The 24,864-nt window shown below is 47.8% G+C and carries 19 protein-coding genes, 2 tRNA genes, 1 rRNA gene and 1 riboswitch; of the genes, 17 read left to right on the top strand and 5 right to left on the bottom strand.

The features are described 5' to 3' along the window. The 12 genes from rrf to AC58QO_RS27070 form a co-directional block, all read left to right on the top strand. Nucleotides 1-110 (top strand): 5S ribosomal RNA (gene rrf / locus AC58QO_RS27125); the annotation flags it as partial. Between the two features lie 102 nt (nt 111-212). Beyond that, a complete protein-coding gene (locus tag AC58QO_RS27120) occupies nt 213-1,418 on the top strand; it encodes a putative glycoside hydrolase (protein WP_497271034.1) in 1,206 nt (401 codons plus the stop codon). Nucleotides 1,419-1,580: 162 nt separating this feature from the next. Beyond that, nucleotides 1,581-3,038, top strand: coding sequence for an IMP dehydrogenase (gene guaB, locus AC58QO_RS27115; RefSeq protein WP_497271032.1), 1,458 nt, complete (start codon nt 1,581-1,583; stop codon nt 3,036-3,038). Between the two features lie 168 nt (nt 3,039-3,206). Next, nucleotides 3,207-4,574, top strand: coding sequence for a D-alanyl-D-alanine carboxypeptidase family protein (locus AC58QO_RS27110; RefSeq protein ID WP_497271030.1), 1,368 nt, complete (start codon nt 3,207-3,209; stop codon nt 4,572-4,574). Nucleotides 4,575-4,694: 120 nt separating this feature from the next. Next, complete coding sequence (gene pdxS / locus AC58QO_RS27105) at nt 4,695-5,576, top strand: pyridoxal 5'-phosphate synthase lyase subunit PdxS (protein WP_065854409.1); 882 nt, start codon at nt 4,695-4,697, stop codon at nt 5,574-5,576. After that, nucleotides 5,576-6,154 (top strand): pyridoxal 5'-phosphate synthase glutaminase subunit PdxT, encoded by a 579-nt coding sequence (gene pdxT / locus AC58QO_RS27100; RefSeq protein WP_497271028.1) that lies wholly within the window; start codon nt 5,576-5,578, stop codon nt 6,152-6,154. Before pdxS ends, pdxT begins: the two co-directional genes overlap by 1 nt. 91 nt (nt 6,155-6,245) lie before the next feature. Further along, complete coding sequence (serS, locus tag AC58QO_RS27095) at nt 6,246-7,526, top strand: serine--tRNA ligase (RefSeq protein ID WP_497271026.1); 1,281 nt, start codon at nt 6,246-6,248, stop codon at nt 7,524-7,526. Between the two features lie 83 nt (nt 7,527-7,609). Next, nucleotides 7,610-7,696, top strand: a tRNA-Ser gene (locus tag AC58QO_RS27090). Nucleotides 7,697-7,893: 197 nt separating this feature from the next. Next, a complete protein-coding gene (locus tag AC58QO_RS27085) occupies nt 7,894-12,348 on the top strand; it encodes a DUF2252 family protein (RefSeq protein WP_497271024.1) in 4,455 nt (1,484 codons plus the stop codon). Nucleotides 12,349-12,468: 120 nt separating this feature from the next. Further along, entirely contained in the window at nt 12,469-12,816 is a 348-nt protein-coding gene (locus AC58QO_RS27080) for a hypothetical protein (protein ID WP_497271022.1), read from the top strand. A gap of 20 nt (nt 12,817-12,836) precedes the next feature. Further along, entirely contained in the window at nt 12,837-12,992 is a 156-nt protein-coding gene (locus AC58QO_RS27075; protein WP_497271020.1) for a hypothetical protein, read from the top strand. An 18-nt stretch (nt 12,993-13,010) separates the two neighbouring features. Next, entirely contained in the window at nt 13,011-13,181 is a 171-nt protein-coding gene (locus AC58QO_RS27070; protein ID WP_497258940.1) for a small acid-soluble spore protein P, read from the top strand. 365 nt (nt 13,182-13,546) lie between these two features. Here the strand turns inward: AC58QO_RS27070 and AC58QO_RS27065 are convergent, their stop codons facing one another. The 5 genes from AC58QO_RS27065 to tadA form a co-directional block, all read right to left on the bottom strand. After that, nucleotides 13,547-14,755, bottom strand: a complete 1,209-nt coding sequence (locus tag AC58QO_RS27065) for an MFS transporter (RefSeq protein WP_497271018.1) — start codon at nt 14,753-14,755, stop codon at nt 13,547-13,549. A 300-nt stretch (nt 14,756-15,055) separates the two neighbouring features. Continuing rightward, nucleotides 15,056-16,603: a sensor domain-containing diguanylate cyclase gene (locus AC58QO_RS27060; protein WP_497271016.1), complete on the bottom strand. Its 1,548-nt coding sequence runs from the start codon at nt 16,601-16,603 to the stop codon at nt 15,056-15,058. Between the two features lie 36 nt (nt 16,604-16,639). Beyond that, a complete protein-coding gene (locus tag AC58QO_RS27055) occupies nt 16,640-18,685 on the bottom strand; it encodes a methyl-accepting chemotaxis protein (protein ID WP_497271014.1) in 2,046 nt (681 codons plus the stop codon). 173 nt (nt 18,686-18,858) lie between these two features. Further along, nucleotides 18,859-18,935, bottom strand: a tRNA-Arg gene (locus tag AC58QO_RS27050). Between the two features lie 74 nt (nt 18,936-19,009). After that, on the bottom strand, nt 19,010-19,468 hold the full coding sequence (tadA, locus tag AC58QO_RS27045; RefSeq protein ID WP_497271052.1) for a tRNA adenosine(34) deaminase TadA: 459 nt from the start codon (nt 19,466-19,468) through the stop codon (nt 19,010-19,012). 278 nt (nt 19,469-19,746) lie between these two features. Continuing rightward, a riboswitch (cyclic di-GMP riboswitch) is annotated at nt 19,747-19,833 on the top strand. 111 nt (nt 19,834-19,944) lie between these two features. Between tadA and AC58QO_RS27040 the strand changes: the two genes are divergently transcribed. The 5 genes from AC58QO_RS27040 (at nt 19,945) to spoIIR (ending at nt 24,793) form a co-directional block, all read left to right on the top strand. Then, complete coding sequence (locus AC58QO_RS27040) at nt 19,945-20,679, top strand: PilZ domain-containing protein (protein WP_497271012.1); 735 nt, start codon at nt 19,945-19,947, stop codon at nt 20,677-20,679. A gap of 78 nt (nt 20,680-20,757) precedes the next feature. Then, nucleotides 20,758-21,858 (top strand): redox-regulated ATPase YchF, encoded by a 1,101-nt coding sequence (gene ychF / locus AC58QO_RS27035; RefSeq protein WP_497271010.1) that lies wholly within the window; start codon nt 20,758-20,760, stop codon nt 21,856-21,858. Nucleotides 21,859-21,891: 33 nt separating this feature from the next. After that, nucleotides 21,892-22,956 (top strand): peptide chain release factor 1, encoded by a 1,065-nt coding sequence (gene prfA / locus AC58QO_RS27030; protein WP_497271008.1) that lies wholly within the window; start codon nt 21,892-21,894, stop codon nt 22,954-22,956. Further along, complete coding sequence (prmC, locus tag AC58QO_RS27025) at nt 22,956-23,846, top strand: peptide chain release factor N(5)-glutamine methyltransferase (RefSeq protein ID WP_497271006.1); 891 nt, start codon at nt 22,956-22,958, stop codon at nt 23,844-23,846. The genes prfA and prmC overlap by 1 nt, the downstream gene beginning before the upstream one ends. A gap of 152 nt (nt 23,847-23,998) precedes the next feature. Then, the gene (spoIIR, locus tag AC58QO_RS27020; RefSeq protein ID WP_497271004.1) at nt 23,999-24,793 is read left to right on the top strand and encodes a stage II sporulation protein R; all 795 of its coding nucleotides are present in this window, start codon (nt 23,999-24,001) and stop codon (nt 24,791-24,793) included. The last annotated feature ends 71 nt before the right edge of the window (nt 24,794-24,864 follow it).

The following is a 24,864-nucleotide window of genomic DNA, read 5'->3' as shown; positions in this document are numbered from 1 at the left end:
ATGATGGCGGAAGGGATCCACGCGTTCCCATCTCGAACACGACCGTTAAGCCTTCCAGCGTCGATGGTACTTGAACCGCAGGGTTCTGGGAGAGTAGAACGTTGCCAAGCAACAAGCAAGAGTCTTTCTGGATTTTTTCCAGAAAGACTCTTTTTTTTGTATCTGTAAATGTTGCTTTTTTAACCATACTAATCCTACGAGGAGGGATGACGATGAGGACAACAAGCAGCATGAGATGGATCAATAGGGTATGTCTTTGTTCGTTAGTAACACTGATGATGAATGGTTGCTCAACTAAAATCGATGAAGTGAAGGAGGGGACTAATCCACTTCACTCCTTAAGTCATGTAGGAAGCATGGAGCCTGTGCCTAATCAGGAACAGCAGAAGATGCCGGTCGTTGCGGCAACACCTTCTTTTCAAAAGCCTGCTAAACCACCGATCGTGAAAGGTATTTATGTGTCAGCCTGGTCCGCTGTAGGCAATAAATTCGAGCAATTGATAACATTAGTGGATCAAACGGATTTAAACGCAATGGTGATTGATGTTAAGAACGATTCCGGTCAGGTGACCTATCCCTCAGCGGTTCCTTTGGTCAATGAGATCGGGGCGAATAGCCACGTCATTATACAAGATATGAAAGCGAAGCTGCAGAGATTAAAGCAGAAGCAAATTTATACAATTGCAAGGCTTGTCGTGTTTAAGGATCCTTACTTAAGTAAGAAGAAGAGTACGTACGCTATGAAAAACAAAGACGGAAGTGTCTGGAAGGACCCGAAAGGTATCGCTTGGGTAGATCCTTTTAAAACAGAGGTGTGGGACTACAACATTCAAATAGCGAATGAAGTAGCTGCTCTGGGGTTCGATGAGATCCAATTTGATTATGTGAGGTTCCCTGAGAATGGGCAGAAGGTGGACCGGGAGGTTCAATTCGATAACCCGCAGAAGCTAAGTAAGGCGCTGGATATTGCCACTTTTCTGCATAAGGCAAAGGAACAGATCGGCGGGAAGGCGTATATTTCAGCGGATGTATTTGGATTAACGACGTCGTTACCCAATGATATGGGAATTGGACAAGACTGGGCGATGATCAGTAAGGAGGTTCACTTTATTTCTCCTATGCTGTATCCGTCACACTACACGACCGGGATTTATGGAGTGAAACATCCGGATTTGCAGCCCTACGCGATCATCCATCAAGCCATTAACGATGCCAAATGGAAAAATCAGCAGTTAGCCCATTCGGGAGGTCAGATCGCTCAGATCAGGCCCTGGTATCAGGATTTTACAGCGACATGGGTGAAGCCGCATAAGAAGTATGGTGCCCTCGATGTAAAAGAGCAGATTAAGGCGGCTAGGGAACAAGGGGTTGAGCAGTTCTTGTTATGGAATCCAAGCAGCACATACTCCTATCGTTAACGGAATTGACTTATTCAAGGTGAGGGGGAGCCGTGCGCTCGTCCTTTTCCTTGACACCAAAAATAGGCTTTTGTTAAGATTGCAATCATACGAAAGAATGTGCAAAAGCTTATGAATCAAGCTTTCTTCAGATAGAGGGCTTTAAGGAGGACATGGTACGCTGTGAGAGAAGATAAGTTTGGCAAGGAAGGCTTAACGTTTGACGATGTATTGTTAGTGCCGAGAAAGTCTGAAGTGTTCGGTAAGGAGATCGACGTTTCGACACAACTGGCACCTGGCGTGAAATTAAATATCCCTTTCATCAGCTCCGCGATGGATACGGTGACGGAGTCTGCGCTAGCGATTGCTATGGCCCGAGAAGGCGGTATTGGCATTATTCATAAGAATATGCCGATTGAGCTTCAAGCGGAGCACGTTGATCGGGTAAAAAGGTCCGAGAGCGGCGTTATTACAAACCCATTCTCCTTAACGCCTGAGCATCACGTTTATGACGCAGAAGAGTTGATGGCGAAATATCGGATATCCGGTGTGCCGATTGTGAATGAGAATAATCGTTTAGTCGGTATTTTAACGAATCGTGACTTGCGTTTTGTACATGACTATTCTATCAAAATCAAAGAAGTGATGACGCAGGAAGGCCTTGTGACAGCGCCAGTTGGAACAACGCTTCAACAAGCAGAGGGCATCCTTCAAAAGCATAAGATTGAGAAGCTGCCTTTGGTAGACGAGAATTTTGGTCTAAAAGGGTTAATTACAATTAAAGACATCGAGAAGGCGATTCAATTCCCTAACTCGGCGAAAGACACGCAAGGCCGCTTATTAGTAGGCGCAGCAGTTGGTGTATCCAAAGACGTGCTAGAAAGAGCCGCAGCGCTTGTGACAGCTGGTATTGACGTTATCGTCGTGGATTCTGCTCACGGACATCATATTAATATCGCAGAGACTGTGAAGAAGCTGAGAGCCCAATATCCAGAGCTTCCGATCATCGCTGGAAACGTAGCAACAGGCGATGGTACCCGTGATTTGATTAAAGCGGGAGCTTCTATGGTGAAAGTAGGGATCGGTCCTGGATCGATCTGTACCACACGTATTATTGCGGGGATTGGTGTTCCACAAATTACGGCGATTTATGATTGCGCACAAGCAGCAGCCGAATTTGGTGTTCCGATTATCGCCGATGGCGGTATTAAGTACTCTGGTGATGTGGTTAAAGCGATTGCGGCGGGAGCTAGCGCGGTCATGATTGGTAGTCTTTTTGCAGGGACAGAAGAGAGTCCGGGTGAGTCTGAGATTTTCCAAGGTCGCAGATACAAGGTTTACCGTGGAATGGGCTCCTTAGGTGCGATGAAGGAAGGCAGTAAGGATCGGTACTTCCAAGAGAACGAGAGCAAGCTTGTCCCAGAAGGTATTGAAGGTCGTGTGGCTTACAAAGGGCCAATGGCGGATACGGTGTATCAACTGGTGGGCGGATTACGTTCAGGCATGGGGTATTGTGGTGCACGTAACATTCAAGAACTCATTCATGATACGCAGTTCGTTCGCATTACGGGTGCAGGTTTGAAAGAAAGTCATCCGCATGATATCCAAATCACGAAAGAAGCACCGAATTACTCAATGTAGATGAGAGACTTTTAGCTCCGCTAAAAGGTCCCTATATTTTGTCACAATACGGATAAAATTGGAGGCGTGGGAGTTGAACCCACGTTTTCTTTTTTTTGTCTAATGGGGTGTGTTACAATATATCGTGTCATAACGGTTATCCAAACATTATCTAGGGAGAGTGAAATTGTGAGATTTTTAAGTTTTACAAAGAAAAAGGTTGCTTTGGTGTTAGGTGTTAGCTTAATTGCTCAATCCTTACTTTTACATATACAGCCAACCTATGCGGCGTCGCCTTCTCCTTCGGCAACTCCAAAGCCTGCTGCGGTGACAACACCTGCGCCTAATGCAGGAACAACGACTGCACCCGCACTGAATGAACCTCAAGTAGCAGCGAAATCTGCGTTAATCATGGAGGCAAGCACAGGAGCAGTCCTGTTTCAAATGAATGCAGACGAAGCTTTCCCTCCGGCCAGTATGGCGAAGATGATGACAGAGTATTTGGCGATGGAAAGCATTAAAGAAGGCAAATTCAAATGGGACTCACCTGTGACAGCTAGTAAGAATGCGGCAGATGTTATTGGCTCTGGGCAGTTGATTGCCGAGAATGAAACACTGACGTTCAAGGATATGTTTAATGCGATGTCCATCTACTCGGCGAATGATGCTTCTGTGGCTTTTGCTGAGTTGCTTGGCGGTACAGAAGAGAATTTCGCGAAAATGATGAATGACAAAGCGAAACAGCTGGGTATGTCGGATAAGGCTCATTTCATTAGCGCGACTGGACTTTCACGTGCTGACCTCAAGAATCCGCCTGCTTCTATTGAAGGTGAGACGAAGATGACAGCTCGCGATGCGGCGATTCTTGCTTATAATATTTTGAAGGACCATAAAGAAATCCTTGAGTTTACGAAGATACCTTCCTTGAAGCTGAGAGCGACAGATAAATCGGCGATGATCAACTGGAACTGGATGCTCGAAGGGAATTCAACAAACACCAATTTTAAAAAGTATGCGTATCAAGGTTTGGACGGTTTGAAAACGGGTTCTACGGATGATGCTGGCTACTGCTTCACCGGAACGGCAGAACGTAACGGTATGCGTATGATTACGGTAGTTATGGGGACGAAGACTGAACCAGAGCGTTTCAATGAAACACGTAAGCTGATGGACTATGCTTTTAATAATTTTGAGGTAAAACCATTCTTGAATGCGAAACAAACGATAGATTCTTTGAAAAGTGTGAACATTAAGAAGGGTGTACAACTGGAAGTACCTCTTGTTACGAAAACAGGTCTAACGTTCGTTGCTAGAAAAGGCGCGAAGGATACGGATTTCCAAGTGACGGCTGAGTCTGTTGAAGAGGCTAAACTTGTAGCTCCTATTGCGAAAGGCGACACGCTGGGGAAAGTAAAAGTTAGCTATAATGGTCAAGAAAAAACGGTAGATCTGATTGCAGATGGGGATGTTGAAAAAGGCAGCTGGATTCGCCTCTTGTTCCGCTCCATTAAAAACTTCTTCAGCGATATGTTCAATGGGATTAAAGGCGGCTCTTAGGCCAGAAAATGGGTTGTATATTACCCATCCTTCATGTAAAATTGTTGTTTAGAAGTTTATTATCGAATCGTGTAGGGAACTACACCGAAATTGCATAGAAGCTATAGGAGGAAATAAAGAATGGAAACAGGAACTTCCCGCGTTAAAACAGGTATGGCCGAAATGCAAAAAGGCGGCGTCATTATGGACGTTATGAACGCTGAGCAAGCTAAAATCGCAGAAGCAGCTGGCGCGTCCGCTGTTATGGCGCTTGAGCGCGTACCTGCAGACATTCGTGCTGCTGGTGGCGTATCCCGTATGGCTGACCCAACAATTGTTGAAGATGTGATGAAAGTTGTATCCATTCCAGTCATGGCGAAAGCAAGAATCGGGCACTTCGTTGAAGCTAAGGTTCTTGAATCCCTAGGCGTTGACTATATCGATGAGAGTGAAGTACTTACTCCTGCGGATGAAGTATTCCACATCAACAAGCGTGATTTCACTGTGCCTTTCGTATGTGGTTGCCGCGATCTTGGTGAAGCTTTGCGTCGTATCGGCGAAGGTGCTTCCATGCTTCGTACCAAAGGTGAGCCAGGAACAGGCAACATCGTTGAAGCCGTTCGTCACATGCGTACAATTCAAGGTCAAATTCGTAAAGTTCAAAGCATGTCTTTGGATGAGTTGATGTTCGAAGCGAAAACGCTTGGCGCTCCTTATGAGCTCTTGTTGCAAATTCACCAAACAGGTAAATTGCCTGTTGTAAACTTCGCAGCTGGCGGTGTTGCTACACCTGCTGATGCAGCGCTTATGATGCACCTTGGTTCTGATGGTGTATTCGTTGGATCTGGTATTTTCAAATCCGATAGCCCAGAGAAGTTTGCGAAAGCAATCGTTGAAGCGGTAACGCACTACACGGATTACAAAATGATCGCTGAAATCTCCAAAAACCTAGGTACCCCTATGAAGGGAATCGAAATTTCCAAGCTTCAAGCTTCCGAGCGTATGCAGGAGCGCGGCTGGTAATGACGAAGATTGGGGTTCTCGCGCTGCAAGGCGCGGTAGCGGAGCATATTCGTGGGATTGAAAAGGCGGGCGCAGAAGGTGTTGTTGTCAAACGCACCGAGCAGCTCGCTGAGCTTGATGGCATTATCCTTCCTGGCGGAGAAAGCACGACGATCGGTAAGCTCATGCGTACGTATGGCTTCATCGATGCGCTGCGTGATTTCTCCGCGGCAGGCAAGCCGATCTTCGGCACCTGCGCAGGGTTGATTGTCATCGCGAAAGAGATCACCGGACAGCCGGAAGCTCACCTTGAGCTGATGGACATTACGGTGGCTCGCAACGCGTTCGGTCGTCAACGCGAAAGCTTTGAGACGGACTTGCCGATCAAAGGCATTGACGAGAACGTTCGCGCGGTTTTCATTCGGGCTCCACTTATCGAGAAAGTGGGACCGGATGTGGATGTACTGGCCACGTATGACGGCCAGATCGTCGCCGCGCAGCAAGGGCATCTCCTTGCGGCATCGTTCCATCCAGAGCTGACGGATGATTTCCGTCTGCACAGTTATTTCCTAGACATGGTAAAGCAAAGCCAAGCATAATAAACGGTTCAAGCACCTCGAGTTAACCGGATTGCCGGTATGGGTGCTTGCTTCCATATACAAACCATTTTGCGCTAACGGAGGAATCTCCTTGTTTGATGTAAAGTTACTTCGAAGTGATTTAGCAGCTGTACAAGCTGCCATGCAAAACCGCGGCAAGCAGATCGAGGAGCTTAATGGTTTCACAGAATTAGATGTGAAGCGCAGAGAGCTGCTGCAAGAAACCGAGCAGCTGAAGAACCGCCGCAACACCGTGTCCCAAGAGGTAGCGGGTCGTAAACGATCCGGTGAAAATGCGGATGAGCTGATTCAAGAAATGAAAGTGGTCGGAGACCGCATTAAAGAGCTCGACGACGAGATTCGCGTCTTGGATGAGTCCTTACAACAAGTCCTACTCTCCATCCCGAATATGCCCCATGCAAGCGTTCCTGTGGGCCGTACAGAGGAAGAGAACGTGGAAGTTCGCCGCATCGGTGAGATTCCATCATTTGATTTCGAAGTGAAACCGCATTGGGAAGTGGCACAGGATTTAGGCATCTTGGATTTCGAAGCAGCGGCAAAGGTAACGGGCTCGCGTTTCGTATTCTACAAAGGGCTTGGAGCCCGCTTAGAGCGCGCCTTGATCAACTTCATGATGGACTTGCACAGCGATGAGCATGGCTATGAAGAAATGCTGCCTCCGTATATCGTCAACCGCGATAGTCTGACAGGTACGGGCCAGCTTCCGAAGTTTGAGGAAGATGTGTTTAAGGTGGAGAACTCGGAATATTTCCTTATTCCAACAGCGGAAGTACCGGTCACGAATTACCACCGTGAAGATATTCTAACGAATGAACAGCTACCAGTTAACTTCGTGGCGTTCAGTGCTTGTTTCCGTTCGGAAGCAGGATCCGCTGGTCGCGATACGCGTGGTTTAATCAGACAGCACCAATTCAACAAAATTGAGCTTGTAAAGCTTGTGAAGCCCGAAGACTCCTACGAGGAGTTGGAAAAGCTTACAGGGCATGCTGAGCGCGTTTTACAGCTGTTGAGGCTGCCTTACCGCGTGCTGTCACTCTGCACAGGCGATATTGGCTTCACGTCGGCGAAGACGTATGACCTGGAAGTATGGCTACCTAACAGCGGCGCTTACCGCGAGATCTCTAGCTGCAGTAACTTCGAAGACTTCCAAGCCCGCAGAGCGAACATTCGCTTCCGCCGGGATGCGAAGGCGAAGCCGGAATTCGTACATACACTGAATGGATCAGGCTTAGCTTTGGGCCGGACAGTCGCTGCGATTCTAGAAAATTACCAACAAGCGGATGGTTCAATCGTTGTGCCAGACGTGCTAGTTCCGTACATGAACAACGTGAAAGTCATCACGAAAAAATAAGACTTGCATCGAATTATGTTTATGTGCTACAATGCTTTTTGTCACTGCACAAGGTCGTCTCCCTAATCGGAGACGCCTATCGTGGAGAGGTGGTCGAGTGGTTTAAGGCAGCGGTCTTGAAAACCGCCGAGGTCGCAAGGTCTCCGTGGGTTCGAATCCCACCCTCTCCGTAGCCAAGGTAATACCTAACCAAAAAGTCATGCGATTCTCGAAATCGTGTGGCTTTTTTTGTTTTTATTTTTAGGAGAATAGGCACGTGGGCTTCTTTACAAAATCTACATTTTATTTTAACAAAAAGTGGGTATTTAGTAGGAGATGCTTTTCTTATAATGGGACGAGATCATCCATGATAAGAGGAGTGAAAAATGTGAAATTCAAGCTTAAAAAGTCAATCATATTAGCACTTATTACAGCGATCGTTTTTAACTTCGGGTATCTGCCAGGCGGAACATGGCCACAAGCAGAAGCGGCTGCAGCGAATCATATTGTCATTAGTGAAATATTTGGCGGTGGGGCTCATAATACAGATTCTCCCTACAAGAATGATTTCATTGAGCTTTATAATCCAACAAATAACCCGCAAAGCTTAGATTCATGGAGTGTTCAATTCCTAAAGGCCAATACAGCTGGTCAGGACACTACGACGAGTGTAACGGACAGTGTATATCGAGCAAAGGTATCTCTCACTGGAGATATTCAGCCTCATAGCTATTACTTAATTAAACTTGGCGTAGGACCTTGGACTTTAGGGTATAGCACGGGCTCCGGCAAAGAGATTGAGGGTGCCGATGCGACGGATACTGGCTTAAACATGAATAAGGATGGCGGGGTTGTTGCACTTCTGAGCAGCACAGCAGATTTTGATTTTAGTGCAAGCTCAGGAGGAAATATCGTAGATTTCGTTGGGTATGGAGGAGCGAGTATTTCCAGAGGTACACCTGCACCAGGTGGCAGTGCTCAAAAAAGTATTATTCGCAAAGCGGTAAATCCATCAGATGGAACTTTTTTAAGCACGCTCAGTGCTAACGGCTCAACTCCAGCAGGAAGTGGTCTTAATGCTGGGAATGGCTATGAGGTTGGGAATAATTCTTCAGATTTTGAAGTCACGGCCAATAAATCACAGGTGAATCCGCAAAATAGAGCTTCAAGAATAGAGCCATTTGCGACGGCATCGGCTAATCCTTCGGATAACACAGTTTCCATGGGTTCACTTGTGGCTATCGATTCTTCGAATGCTTCTTTTCAGCTGACAGCTACATATGGGGTACCCAAAGCTACGTTGATACCTAGCACTGATTTTACAATTAGCAATTTGCCAGATGGTTTATCCGTTTCGGCTACTGCTGTTGGAAGTGTCATGACGTTCACGATTACGGGACAAGCAAGTGCTGATGTCGTAGTAGATACGCCTTTGTCCATTACCCTGCTTCCTTCAGCCTTTCAAGGAGGGATCTACGGGCAATCTGATGCCATTACAGGAATAACCCTACTGAAGTTTGGAGGAGTTACCAAGGTAACAGGGACAGTCACAGATGCCACGGTCAAAATGGCTACATCCACGTCCGTATCGACAACAGACAATACCTTTGTCATTACGCTGGGAAATGGCATCGTGAAGAATGGTGCTTTAAGTCAAACCGATTACACGGTAACCGATAGCTCATCTTCGCTAAATGGGTTAACGATCACAGCGGTTGGCGATGGGAACAAAACAGTGACCTTTACAATCGGTGGAACAGCAGCATTGCCGTTTCTAAATGATTGTAATCTTGCGATTACGATGAAGAAAGAAGCTGTAACTGCGGGGGCTAGCGAAGATTCGGATGCGATTTCCGGGATTACTGTCAAGCGACCGGCAGCACCGCTACTTAACGATGCTGCCCGCAAAAATACGATTGTTACAGCACTAAAACAAGCCAATTCCTTTCATTCAGACGTCTATGATAAAAACTATAAGTACTCGGAAATGGCTGCTAAACCGCATAAATTCTTCCGTGGTAACAGCCCGTTATTTTATCAGGATTTAGGAACGATCATCCCTGTCCCGCAAGCTTGGTCAACGTGGAGCGGCGTCAACACGTGGATTGAAGGCGATGCACATACGCGTAATGTCGGCTTCTTCGATCATAATGACGGGCAACCTTATTTTGATCTAAATGATCCGGATGAATCGCTCGTAGCCCCATTCTATTTCGATTTGATCCGTTTTGTTGCAAGTATTTATAATACGAAAGATGATGTTAGCGGTACTAAGGAAACAAGCGCTGCGGATACTCGTCAAGCGGCTAAGGACTTTTTGGAGAAGTATAAATCAACGCTGGCAAGTGTTCAAGGAAACGATATCGAGGACACAGCTAAAATTGATGAAAATTTCTTGCTGTCAAACGGATTTACCAACACCGATTATATGTTGAAAATTTTCTACGGGAATTCGACGAGTGAAGGTCTACTAGATAATCTATCGAATAAAGATGTGCTTGACGTTAACGCGGCTAAGAAGGTCAAAGGACTTACAAAAGTGGTGAATAACAAACGTAACTTCGTAACAATAGCAACTCCGACAAGTTCGACAACGGCTGATGAGAAGCTGCTTGCCGTATCTTCTGCCGAATGGAATGAGATCAAAGACAACTGGTCTGGGTATGTGAACCAAACACGATTATCCCCAGCATCCAAGGACCAATTCTTTGCTATTAAAGATATTGCGCGGGTCATTGAAAAAGGACTTGGCAGCATCGGGGTTAGGCGCTATTTCGTATTAATTGAGGGTGCTACTACAGGAACGGATGACGACTTAGTTCTGGATGTAAAGCAGCAGAAAGCTCCTGCCTTGTTAGGGAACACTTTTGTGAATTTGGATTATTCAGCCTATCAAGGTAAAGACGCTTCCCGAGCGAAAAAAGCTTATGACGAGTTGTCTTCTGTTGATGATCCGTTCGTCGGTGAGTTGAACGGCGCTTCCAAAACGTTTTTGATTCGAAAAATCTCAGCCTTTGATCGAGATTACGATGATAGTAAATTCGTTGATTTTAATGCATACAAAGATTTCTTGAAGGCGTCCGCTATGGCCTATGCTTATGCGCATGCGCGTACTGATCGCAATTTGGGATACAGCTTTGAAGAAAATGCACTTACTGCGTTGAACACAGACTGGAGCACCATCAGAGATACGATAGTCAACCTAGGTGAAGACTATGCAAAGCAAGTGGAGGCTGACTACAATCAATTTAAAGCAGTGAGTGCTGCCAGTTTAATTGATATAGCAGATTTGAGTGCTTTATCGATCGTCGGGGGGACAATCTCACCTTCATTTGACAGCAAACAAACTTCCTATACGATGAGTGTTGGCAATAGCGTATATGCAATGACGGTAGCTCCAACAACCATTGACCCCGCGGCAACGATAACGGTAAACGGGACTTCTTATGTTGGGACATCACCACGCGCGGTGGATTTGGCTGTAGGCAGCAATGCGATCACGATTGTGGTTACAGCGCAGGATTTATCGACGAAGACGTATAAGTTGACGGTATCTCGAGATGGTTCCAGCGGAAGCGGGCTAGGGACAGTCCCAGCGGCACCAGCGGCGCCAAGTACAGTTGAGAAGGGCGACATGACGATCACGACAACGGATGTCAAAAGCACGTTAGACAGCGCTGGGAAGGCAACTGCCTCTGTAACCAGCAAGCAGGTGTCTGATGCTTTAGCTAAGGTAACCGAGGGGCAGACGGACGGCAAAGCTTCTGTCTTAGAAATCAAGACGGTTGTAGACCCCGCGGCGAAGCAAGCTGTGGTCAGTCTGCCAACCGAAGCTTTTGCGCTCATTGTAAGCAGCCCAACAGATACGCTTACGTTGTCAGCAGGACTTGGTCAGATTTCTTTAGACAAACAGGCCATGGGTGCTGTGCAAGGTGCCGCGACGAGCGGTACAGTAGATATTTCGATCCGTAAAGCTGATCTTCAGGCAGCAACGCAAGGTTGGACTCCGGCAGCAAAGGAAGCGCTGGAAGCAGCAGTGAGCGGCCGACCTGTCTTCGACTTTACGATCACAGCAGGCGGCAAAACGGTATCAAACTTCAATGGAGGTACAGTAGAGGTCCAAGTACCATATAAACCGACAGCTAATGAGGATACGAATGCCGTTGTTGCCTACTACATCGCTGATAATGGCGAGCTTGTAAAAGTGACGAACAGCTATTTTGATGCTGCTACAGGCACGTTAATTTTCAAAGTAAGCCACTTTTCACAATACGCAGTAGGGTATTCACCTGTAACGTTCGGTGATACGTCAGGGAGCTTCGCTAAGAGCTATATTACTTATTTAGCCGCACGCAATATTATCAACGGAACAGCAGAAGGCCAATTCTCGCCTAATGCACAAATCAATCGTGCCGATTTCACGTTGATGCTAGCGCGGATGGCTGGCGCGAAGCTAGACGGTTACAATGCGTCCAGTTTCCGCGATGTGAAGGCGGACAGCTATTATGCCCAGTCTGTCCAATGGGCATCCGAGAACGGTCTTACAAGCGGTGTAAGCGAGGGGATCTTCGCACCTGCTGCCAACATCACGCGTGAGCAAATCGTTACGATGATCGTTCGATTCGCAGCAATGCAGAAACTCAGCTTACCGCAAGCGGTGGCTGCCGCACCTTTTGCAGACGGTGCAGAGATTCCTGCCTTCGCTGTAGACGCGGCCAAAGCGTTGCAGCAAGCTGGCATTATTTCCGGGAAATCGGGCAATCGATTTGCGCCGAAGGATGTTGCTTCGCGGGAAGAAGCGGCGAAGATGCTGGGTATGCTTTTGCAGCAAATCGTTAAATAAGCAATCGCGAACAGCACTTACTCTTCAACACGGATTCGATTCGTGCTGGGGAGTAGGTGTTTTTTTACATGGATAAAAGACGAGCGGCTTCCGCATTTTAATCATGTGGAGGTGTTACCTATGAGCAAATCAGATAAGCCTAGCGTGGATCAAGCTGAACTCGTGAAAGAGTGGATGAACGTTATGCCCACCGTGTTGCAACCTGCTGATCAAACAAGGGTATGGGCAGATGAGGGCGATGCGGACGCCATCCGCGTGCACATTTTGACGGCGGGGCATACCGGCTATTCGTTTGATTTTAAAGTGACGTATATGGATGCCAGAGAAGTGAAGGTTGAGCTGACCGATGTGCAGCAAGGAACGACGCATATTGACGAGCGTGGTGATGTCGTACAGTCGTTAATCGATGATTACGTGCGTCATATTCATGAGTGTGCGCAGGCTTTGCAGAAGGTCACCAACGCTTAAGTAAGAAGGAGGACACCGTGATGACGAAGCAAAAGAGTCCGGATAAAAATTTGCAAAATGTGGCCAAAGATCTGGATGCCGATCCAGTCAACGCTCATAATGCGCAGCAGATCCAGCAAAAGGTCAATGATCATCGGCATCAAGATGCTCTAAATCACGAAGGAACAAACTCGTAAAAGAGAGGATGAGGCGCTATGTCTAAACCTAAAAACTATTCTGCTGGCGACAATCTCGTTAATAATGGCAATGTAAAGAACCGAAATAATCCGGGTGGAAATCAGGAGCCTTTATCCGGTTCTAAGAAAGTGAAGAATCAGAATCATCACGGCGGACACGCAGCAGAAGGCCATGGACACGGTGGATAACAGGCAACGAAATTTTTTCATTTAAAATGTTTAAGATTTTGTAAATCGGTCATACTATTATTGTCGGCAAGCAGAGAGGTGTGGTTCCGTTGGAGCAATTAGCGAAAGCGAAACAACCGTTGCAAAGAGGACTTTTCTACCTGTTATAATCAGGCTGGAGGGCGATGTGCTAAAGACACTTACCGTGTTTTATACGCAGATTTAACTTAAGTTTTATGAGTAACAAGGTTCAAAGAAATATCATCAATGCCGACGGAAAAAGAACCCTTAGGGGTTCTTTTTTTCTATGTCTATGGAGTAGTCGGAAGTTTCCTCAAAAGTCGTCTTCAACTGCTGTTTGCGATGCATTAACAATCGGATGCCTCCTATTGCGCAATCCTAGTCTTGTTAGCAGCTAATGGCTGTTTCTGAGCTGAGCTCTGAACGAACAGATAAGAGAGCAGTGCACTGCCGGCACCAAGTACGCCGAGTACAATAAAGCCTTGATTGAGCGAGAAATAGTCGCCGATGATACCCATGAGCACAGGCCCGACGAACATACCAAGACCATAAATCGCTTGGAAAAAGCCCATCGCCGTTGCACGCTTATCCGCAGGCATATGCTTAATGCTCATCCCCATGAGCAGGGTGAATGAAAGTCCGCGACCGAAGCCGGCAAACGCCTGTGTAATCATAAGCAGCCAGAGATGATGGGTGAAAGGTACCGTAAAAGTGAATATCCCCATGAGCAGAAAGCCAGCAACAACCATGCGTTTCTCCCCATAACGGATCGACCAACGCCTTCCGCCGAATAAAGAGGCTAGCGCAACAGGTACATTAGCGAATAACGAGAGCAGAGACAGCGAGAATTTATCCGCCCCAAGCTGCGTGGCATAAACCGGCGTGAAGCCGAAAACCGTAGCAAAGATCAGCACCTGAGATAAAATGGCGAGCAGAGAGACGAACAAGAGCGTGCGATCCGTAGCCACATTTCCGATCCCGCGCAAGGTGATTTTGGGCGCGTCTTTTTCTACTTTTTCGATAAGGAAGAAAGAGCCAATCATGCCCAGTAAACCAAGAATGGCCCCTAGGATGAACACCGACTCCCAACCAAGCTTGTCTGCGGCCCAGCCTGCACTAAGAATGCCAAGCACCTGACCGAGTGAGTTGAAAAAGGAGATCGTTCCGATCGCCTTGGTAGACTCTTCGTGCTTGTAATAGCTCGTGAAAAGCACCGTAAAATCAACCCAAGTCGCTGCGGCAGCCCCTGCTAGTGCGCGGAGGATCAAGATCCAAGTGAAATCGTGTGTGAACCACAGCCCGAGACCTGTAATGGCGGTGAAGAGAAGACCGAAGGTGATGAACAGTCTTCTTTTATGAAATCGATCCGACATAATGCCTACGGGAATGCGGAGCAGCATTTGTGAGATGCCATACATGCCGACAATCCAGCCAGCCAGCTGATGGCTTCCCCCGAGGAATTCCACGTAAGGCGCCATGATGGGAACGCTAGTGTACATCGACATCCAGAAGAGCATCGTGACCGCACAGAAGAGCGGGATGCGATAGGATGGTATAGAGCGAGTTGTTGTCATCGGAGTGAGTGCTCCTTTCGAATATAAAAAGGTGTTACTTCAGCTCGGCTGTATGAACGAATGAAGCCTCCTCTACGAGAGGCAGTAACAGCGCTAAGCCAGCTGCTTCAAATTGACTATACCATGTCATCTAATCTATGCATAGAAGTATAGAGCACACGAAACAGTCGCTAACCGCCCGCAAGCACCTTACCTCAACATACACCGAAAACACAAAAAAACTGCAAATTGATGCAGTTCCTCTATGTGACGGGCGAAGGTCGGTTCGAACACCTGAAGCATAGTATAGCAGCATTGCGTTCAGGTACGATTAACTAGAATCGTCCGATTGCGTCCCTCGTGCTTCGCCTGATACAAAGCCGCGTCCGTAAGCGCGTACAGCGTCTTTATATTGCGGGAATGCTCGGGAAAGCAACCGATACCTGCCGAAACCGTTACACAATTTGTGGCGATTACAGGTGTTAACCGCAGGTTGGCGTGCAAATTCTCTATAACGGAATAGGCGGTTTCTAAGTCTGTTTGCGGCAGCAGCAGGATGAACTCTTCTCCACCGTAACGGCCGCAAACATCCTGTTCTCTTGCTACAGTTCGCATCACGTCCGCCAATCTGCTCAGCGCTTTGTCACCCATTGTATGTCCGAATTTGTCGTTCAGCTTTTTGAAATGATCGATATCGATTATAGCCATTGCAAAAGGAATACCTTGTTCATGCCACGCTTCCATCAATTCGTCCACATGGCGGCGGTTCGCGAGACCCGTTAACTTGTCGGTTAAGGATTCTTTTTTCAAATCTGTTACTTCCCGTTCTAGCGCTTCCTTATAAAACGTGATCGTTTTTTTGATTTGGTCGGTTTCCGTATACCAGGAAGAAACACTGTCGAGCGTTTCGCTCTTCGCGGCATTGTCGATGAGCGACTCGGAGTAGGCTGCCAACTGCCGCAGCGGCCGCAGCAGCTTCCCAATTACAAACCATGCGAGCAGGATAATGACGGCTGCCATAGGCAGCACGATTAAACCAATTTGCTTTACTGCCTTTACGGCGGAAGCTTTTACGGCTGCAACTGGGGTTTGCGAGGCAACTCCCCAACCAGTAGACGGTACGATGGCGTAGCCTGCGAGTACTTCCGTTCCTTGTGTATCCGAAACACGTTTGCTGCCGCTTTTACCTTGAAGCAGTTCATGAACGATTTCGCTCTGTGAAGCGTCGTCACTAATTCGGTCTATATTCGGATGATAGAGTACATGTCCTTCCTGATCCGTTGCCCAGTAATAAGACCCGTCTTCCGACCAGCTTTCACCGGCAATTCGCGACAAAACATTATTGTCCTCCAAATAAATCGAACCGACCAAATTGCCGCAGAATCTCATCTTCTCGTCAAATACCGGAACCGACATGGCGACCACAAGTCGTCCTGTTGCTGCAACCATCGGAGTCGTAATGAAAGGCTCCCTTAAATTATAAGGCATACTGGGTAGAGCTGACTTTTTGCCAATGACATTCACATCCGGATAGCTGGCGACAAAAACTCCCGTCTCGTCGATGTAGACGGTCGAATTAAAGAAATGGTTATGTTCCGTGATCGAGAACACGTCCTTAATCAACTGCGGATTGTCGACACTGGTGGAAATAGCGCTCGATTTCGCTCTAAGATACCGCTTCATTTCTTCGAGCGCCTCATTGTCGGCATTCGCCATTTTCTTCGCGAAAGCCTCATTAGTTTGCAATACTTTTCGTTCCATCTGCTTGTATACAACGTTGTAGCTGAAAGCGATCATACCGCTGGCGGTCAGTATAACGAGAACAGCAGCAAGCGAAATGAGCCAGCCGCGCAGTGAAAAAGTGTTCATATCCTCACCTCTGATAGTCTGACTAGCCTCTCGGATTCAGCCAATCCGGAATGACTTGATGCGCTCCGAGACCAGTTTGGCGCTATTGTTCAGTGAATCGCTCAAATGGCTGATTTCATCCATAGCCGCTGCTTGCTGCTCCGTTTCTGCGCTGATCGTCATGGATACATCGGAAACCAGCCGCGATACGTCGGCAATAACCGTAATCAGCGCAGATAATTGCTCGCGCTTCTCGCTAACGAGGCCTAACTGCTTGACCGCGCTGCTGTTTGACTCATGAATGTTCGCGATTGAATGGCTGATTCCATCCAAAACCGCGATTGAATTAACCGCAGCTTCCGTTTGACCCGCGGTTGACAGCTTTGCGACTGCGATCCATTGCTGCGCTTTGTTGGTATCGTCGCGCAGTGACGTTACGATGGCATCCATGCTGCGGCAAATTTGAAGTGCAGTTGCAGCCATCTTACGGACTTCGGCTAAAGCCCCGCTGGATCGCTCTCCCAGTGCAAGTTGGGCTGCAAGCGAAGCAAAAGTCAAGAACTCCTTGCTTATCTGCTCCACATCAGCCACTTTGCTGCTAAACGACTCGACTAGGTTTGCTGCAGCGAGCAGACTATCCTTACGCTGCTCGGTATCCCTTACGAACGTTTCAACCGCCTTCAATTCCTCATGTTGGAGAGCAAGCGCTTCTGCTGAGACTTGTGTACACCGCTCCATCTCGGCGGCCATTTGAGCAAAAGCTGCGGACAGCTCGCCTGACAATTGCACACTCCGAACGGAATGCTCGTTCTGGCCGTTGCCGCTTTCCACGACACGGGTAATGGAGTAGGCGGCTTCATTAATGGATAATGAAGTTTCGCGGGTTGTCTCTGCAAGCACATTGGAGGCGGTAGACACACGCGAAAAGGCGGCCTTGATGTCCTTCAAACTTTCCCCGATGTTGTCCATCATCTTATTGTAGCTCGTTGTCAAACGTCCGATTTCATCCTTGGAACGATATTGCGACCGGTGGGTAAGATCACCTTGCGCTGCCTTCTCCATGATCTGCATAAGCCGGGTAATCGGCGTCAGAAGCAGCGAGGAGGAAAACCAGATGACCAGGCTGGCTGCGACGGCTAGAAAAAGCGAAAGCCATAGCACTTTTCTTTGGAGATCGTACACGAACGCATAGGCCTCTGATTCATTTTGTACCGTAATGACAGCCCAGCGGTCTGAAGCTCCCGGCAGCTTGACCGGTGTGTACGCCGCAACGAATTGCTTACGATTGCTGTCCTCGAAGCTGCCAGTGCCGGTTTCACCCTGCAGGACGTGTTTCGTCAGTTCGCTCAATGCTGGGTCCAGCTTGATGGGCTGCACTTCCGTTATTTCATTGCCTTTATCGTCCTTTACATTTTGGCCGTTCTGGTCTTTCTTCCAGATTACTTTCGTTGACGACTTAAAGTTGTACATTTCCTGTACGAGCATTTTGTCTGGGTGTGCGACAACAGTGCCTTCCCCATCAATAATAAAGCTAAAGCTCCCTTTGCCGAGCGAATTCCGTTCCACTAATGCTTGAAGCTCGTCCACAAGAATATCTGCGCCTATAAAACCAACCGTCTCTCCCGAGCGGCTTGTGATCGGCACAAAAATTGAAGTTATTGGCGCATTGCTGAACACAGAATAGTACGCTTTGCTCACGAAGCTCGGATGCCTCTCCTGTAATTGCTTGAACCACCACCGATCCCTGCGGTTCGTGAGAACCCCTTCTGAACGTGCTGTTTGCATCCCTTCCATATCCTGAATATACAGCAGCTCATATTGCGGATTTCGCAGCACCGCCCGTTCCAACGCCGATTTCTGCGCCTCCGTGTTAAAAGCGGCCACTTCCGGCTCATCCGCAATTTCATTAATGACGTCGAACGAGCCTTTGATATAAGAAGCGACATTGGATGAGAGAGAGGCGGCGAAAGCCCGATTCTTCTCTTCAATGGTCGCAGCATATTGTTTCGTCACAAACAGATAATGAAACAAAGTTGTAAAGAGCATAGGGACAACCACTAAAGTTAAAGTGATAAGGATGAACTTGCTCTTGAGTGATTTCATTATTCGATTCCCCCTTGACAGATTTGAAAAAAATAATGCAATCGTTCAACCCCCTATTCGACAAACTTCGCCAAATGTCCTTTTGATTTAAGTCCAGCCGTACGGCGCCCGACCCTAGCTTCACAAACGCAAAAAAGAACCGCACAATAGTACGGTTCTAGAGTCTTTATCCATGGCGCGCCCGATACGATTCGAACGTACGACCTACAGTTTAGGAAACTGTTGCTCTATCCTGCTGAGCTACGGGCGCATAGTATCGTCATTCTAACACGAGATGTTTTCGGGGTGCAACCATTTTAACCCAAGGACAAACATTACGCGTCTCTAAGCCTTCCCGCGTAATTTTCGGAAAAATTGCGTCAGCATCGTCGAGCACTCCTCTTGCAGAACACCACTAACCACATCGACACGGTGATTAAACCGGTCCTCCTGCAGCAAGTTCATCAACGTCCCCGCACAGCCTGCCTTCGGATCCACCGTACCGTAAATGACCTGCGGAATGCGCGCTTGCACGATCGCACCTGCACACATAGGACAAGGCTCCAGCGTCACATAGAGCTGGCAGTCCAACAAGCGCCATGCCTGCAAATGCTCGCTTGCTTGTTTAATTGCAATCATCTCCGCATGCGCGAGAGGATCTAAAGTTGTTTCCCGCAAATTGTAGCCGCGGCCAATGATTTGACCTTGATGGACGACGATCGCGCCAATCGGAACTTCGCGGATGGCTTCGGCTTTCAGCGCCTCTCCAATCGCTTCTCTCATCCAAGGGATATGTTCATCCATATGTTCATCCACAGGGGGACACCTCGCAATAATAGTTTATCCACATGTGTATAAAAGTCCGAACAAATATTCGTTGTTAACAAGCTGTGGATAACAATGTGGATAACTTATAAACCTGTGGATATTCAATCCACTACACATTCATACAATAAAAACATCGCCTATGCAAGGATTTTAGTTGAAAGAAATATCTAGGCTACGTATAATGGTGATATCAGTGGGACTTTTTGGGTCTTTCAGACCATAAACGATGAGCTTACATACAATGACACGGCAGGGTTCGACAATAGCAAACTTGTTGAAAAGCAAGGACGCAAAGCTGAGGGTCTACGGTTCTAATGAGCTATGGCAGCCTGGTTACCGAAAATCGATGTTTTTTTGATTAAGGTGATAGGCTGCTCCTTTAGGTGGGGGCAGTCTATTTTGTGCGGAGAAGTTCTGTAGAATCCATTGATAGAGGGAGGGTGTTGGTACACATGGCGATGAAGCAGGATGCGTTGAAGCGGTATGGGAGTAAAGAAGGATACGATGCGGAAGTATTGATTGATTGTAAGGCTGTTCTGTCCAAGGATGATTTCGTGTCTACAGGTATTCTTACCTATGCCCAAGGAGACATCATGGAGATCGAGTTCCCCGAATATGATGTTTTTCAGCTTGGAGACAAGGCGAAAATGACGTTATACACCAAATCGGGTCTATTCGTCCTTCAAACGACAGTCGTAGCGAAAGAACCTGGTTCACTCATTGTGATCAATCCACCTGAGAATCGAAAGAAGTTTTCGGAGAAACGGGAGTTCCCGCGGGTGACTGTGAAAAACATAGGTCAGATTATGGGTTTCCAGAATATCAAACAAAAAGAACTGCATGTCCTTGAAAATCCCATTGAACTATCCATTAAAAATATCTCGATGAATGGAATTGGGTTTACCATCAACGATAATTCCATGATCGATGGTATTCTTCATAAGAAGTGCTTGCTTCAAGTCGAGTTGGATTTAGGTTTTGAACTGCCGTGCAAGTTGGAAATTATACGGAAAGAAAAGCTGGAAGACAGCTACTATTACGGCGCCAGCTTCGAAAGCTATCCTGAGGAACAAAGCAATGCGCTGCGCGGGTTCATCCTACGTAATCAGATTGAAACCTACTTCGAGCAGAAGCGGGATGACGAGTTCAAAAAAGCAATGGAAAAAAAGACTGCAGCCAATCAATAGCTTGCAGGCTTTTTTTTGCCCTCCAAGTACTATATAATAAGAAGGATGATTTTCGAAAATTAAGGAGTTGTAACGACAATGGCTTTGAAAGCAGGTATCGTCGGTCTACCGAACGTAGGAAAATCGACATTGTTTAATGCAATTACACAGGCGGGGGCAGAATCTGCGAATTATCCGTTCTGTACGATCGATCCGAATGTTGGGGTAGTAGAAGTACCAGACGAGAGATTGCAGAAGCTGGTGGAAATCGTTGTGCCTAAGAGCATCGTTCCGACAGCCTTCGAATTCGTTGACATTGCGGGTTTGGTTAAAGGTGCGAGCAAAGGCGAGGGCCTTGGTAATAAATTTCTAGCACACATCCGTGAAGTCGATGCGATTGTGCATGTTGTACGTTGTTTTGAGGATGATAATATTACACACGTTTCTGGGAAAGTCGATCCGATTGGCGACATCGAGACGATTAATCTTGAATTGATTTTGGCAGATATTGAGTCGGTTGATAAAAAGATCGAGCGTTCGCGCAAAAACCTCAAAGGCGGCGACAAGAAAGTGGTAGCTGAAGTTGAGTGTTTGGAACGTATCAAAGAAGCCTTATATAATGATATGCCAGCACGCAGCTTGGATTTAACAGACGACGAGCGTCTTCTAGTTCGCGATCTGCATTTACTGACGATGAAGCCAGTGCTCTACGCGGCAAACGTGAGTGAAGATGAGGTTGCAACTGCGGACGACAATGCATACGTTAAAATTGTGAAGGAATTCGCTGAGAAAGAAAACAACGAAGTTGTTTCTATTAGTGCGAAGGTTGAATCCGAAATCGCTGAGCTGGAAGACGAAGAAAAAGCCATGTTCCTGGAAGAGCTGGGACTTCAAGAGTCCGGCTTGAATAGATTGATCAAAGCAGCGTATAGAAAGTTAGGCTTATACACGTATTTCACAGCTGGTGTTCAAGAGGTTAGAGCATGGACGATCCGTAAAGGAACGAAAGCTCCTCAAGCAGCAGGCGTTATTCATACGGATTTTGAACGTGGATTTATTCGTGCAGAGGTTGTTTCTTATAACGATTTGGCTGCTGCTGGATCCATGGCGGGTGCGAAAGAAAAAGGCCAAGTGCGCCTCGAAGGTAAAGAGTACGTGGTGAATGACGGCGACGTTATGCATTTCCGCTTCAATGTTTAATTGATAATAAAAACAAGAAAGGAGTGATCCCCTATGTTGGATCGACTTCAGTCCATTGTGGACCGCTATGAGAAATTAAGCGAGTTATTGTGTGACCCGGATGTAACGAGTGATACGAAGAAACTAAGAGAATATTCCAAAGAGCAATCTGATCTTCAGGAGTCTTACGATGCTTATAATGAATATAAGAGCGTGAGCGAACAGCTGGCTGATGCGAAAGTGATGCAGAATGAGAAGCTGGACGATGAGATGCGTGAAATGGTCAAAATGGAGATCGAAGAGCTTAGCGAGCAATCCGCTAAACTGGAAGAACATCTCCGCATCCTGATGATGCCGAAAGACCCTAACGATGACAAGAACGTCATCGTGGAAATTCGCGGAGCGGCAGGCGGCGATGAAGCAGCGCTGTTCGCAGGCGATCTTTACCGGATGTATACGCGTTACGCGGATGCGCAAGGCTGGAGAACAGAGATTCTCGATGCTTCCGTGAATGATTTGGGCGGATTTAAAGAGATTATTTTCATGATTACGGGTAAAGGTGCTTACAGTAAGCTCAAGTTTGAGAGCGGGGCACATCGTGTTCAACGTATCCCAGTAACAGAATCCGGCGGGCGGATTCATACCTCAACGTCAACGGTTGTGGTTATGCCAGAAGCGGAAGATGTGGAAATTATCATTCATGATGCCGATATTCGTGTTGATACGTTCTGTTCCAGTGGAGCGGGCGGTCAGTCGGTTAATACAACGAAATCCGCTGTGCGTGTTACACACGTACCAACGGGTATTGTGGCGACGTGTCAGGATGGTAAATCCCAGAACTCCAATAAAGAACAAGCGCTTCGCGTACTGCGCGCGCGTATTTCAGATAAAATGCGTGAAGAAGAAGAAGCGAAATATGCTGGCGAGCGTAAAAGCAAAGTCGGAACGGGCGACCGTTCAGAGCGTATTCGTACCTACAACTTCCCGCAAAGCCGGATTACCGATCATCGTATCGGCTTGACGTTACACCGCTTGGAAACCGTGTTAAACGGTGATATGGCGGAAATTGTGTCAGCATTAACGATTGCTGCACAATCCGATGCCTTAGAGGCGATGTAATGACGACTGCGAACATGACTGTGAGAGAAGCCTTTGTGAAGGCTTCTTCTTTTTTAGCAGAGCAAGGCGTCGCAGAGGCTTCGTCTTGCACGGAACTGCTGCTGCAGCACCTCTTAGGCGGCTGCACGCGCACGGAATTGCTGTTCCGCTGGTGGCAGGAACAGATGCCTGAAGAGCTGGTCGCCACATGGGACCAGCTAGTTGCAAGGAAGGCCGCGGGTGAGCCGGTGCAGTACATCACCGGTGAGCAGGATTTCTTCGGCCTTCCATTTGCTGTGGGGCCGGCCGTGCTAATCCCCCGGCCGGAGACCGAGCTGCTCGTGGAGGCGTTGCTCCACGAGGGCTCGCGTCTGTTCCCGCAAGGCGCTCCGCTCCTTGCGGATGTGGGCACCGGGAGCGGCATCATCCCGGTGACGATCGCGCACGCGCGCCCTGCGTGGCGCGTGGCAGCCAGCGACATCTCCGCGGCAGCGCTGGAGATGGCCTGCAAGAACGCGCAGCGCCATGACGTGGCTGCGCGGATCGAGTGGCTCGAGGGTGACCTCCTCGAGCCTTATATTGAGCGCGGGCTCGCGCCGGATATCGTGGTGTCGAACCCACCGTATATCCCTGATGGCGACCTGCCGGCGCTGATGCCCGAGGTGCGGCTATTCGAGCCGCACACAGCTCTGTTCGGCGGTGTCGAGGGACTCGACCTGTACCGCCGTATGGTCTCGCAGCTGCACCGGCTGCCGCGAATCCCGACCGTGGTCGGGTTCGAGGTGGGCATCGGGCAGGCGGAGGCGGTTGCGGCGTTGTTGCGCGCCGCAGCTAACTGGACGGAGATCCGCTTCGTGCAGGATCTCCAAGGGATCGATCGCCACGTGATCGCGATCCGCTCTCCCGAGTAGCCGATTGCTTCACCGATCGGCTGCTTTTCTTTCCGCTTATTTCCTCGGCGGACCAACTCTATCATTTTGCAAAAAATCATAGATTCATAGGTTTAGCCCCACCCACTATTGTCCATACTGGCTAGTAGATGACGGGAAAGGGGCTACTCTCCATGGTTAAGAGAACGGAGCGCCACTCAGTTAAGAGTCTATTATTCATTGCTTTTGCACTTATCCTTATGATTATGTGTTGGGAATCCAATCGTACGAACGCGGCGGTAATTTCGCCTACTATACCAGAGGAATCTATTCGTTTGCGCATTCTAGCAAATTCGGATTCTGCGCAAGACCAAGCTTTGAAACGTGAGATTCGTGATGCGATAATTGCTCGTATGGCGGAATGGGTCGTAGGACCGCATTCTTTGGACGAGGCTAGAGCAGTTGTGAATGCGCACTTACCAGAATTCGATCAACTCGTTGGAGAGATGATTGCATCACGCGGCTACAACTATCCGCATACAGTTGAGCTTGGGGTTGTCCCTTTTCCAACGAAAATGTACGGAAATGACGTCTACCCAGCAGGGGATTATGAAGCTTTGCGAGTTGTGATTGGTTCTGGAGAAGGCCAGAATTGGTGGTGCGTGCTGTTCCCGCCATTATGTTTTGTAGATTCTGTATCTGGAGAAGCAGTTGCTTCGGCTGCAGTCGTCGTAGCCAAAACAACGGATGAGAACGGCAAGGAAAAGCAGCCCGTGAAAGAAAGTAAAGCTAGTGAAACACCGTCTGCAAAGAAGAAAGACGCAGTGGCAAGTAAAGATAAAGCTGCATCGACGGAGAAAGTGGCAAAGAAAGACGCTAAAGTTGAGGTAGCAGCAGCTTCAGCTTCCACGACCGAAGAACCAGCTCAACCGAAAGTGAAGTTCTTTATTTGGGAAATGTTCAAAGCGATCTTTTCGTGGTTCAGCTAAATTCAAAAACCTGCAATTATACATCTTTATCTGATATTTTACGGCTACCTATTTCATTTCATATATGTAAG

This window comes from Paenibacillus sp. J31R30 (assembly GCF_059692115.1).
This window is presented reverse-complemented; position numbering and strand designations above follow the sequence as displayed.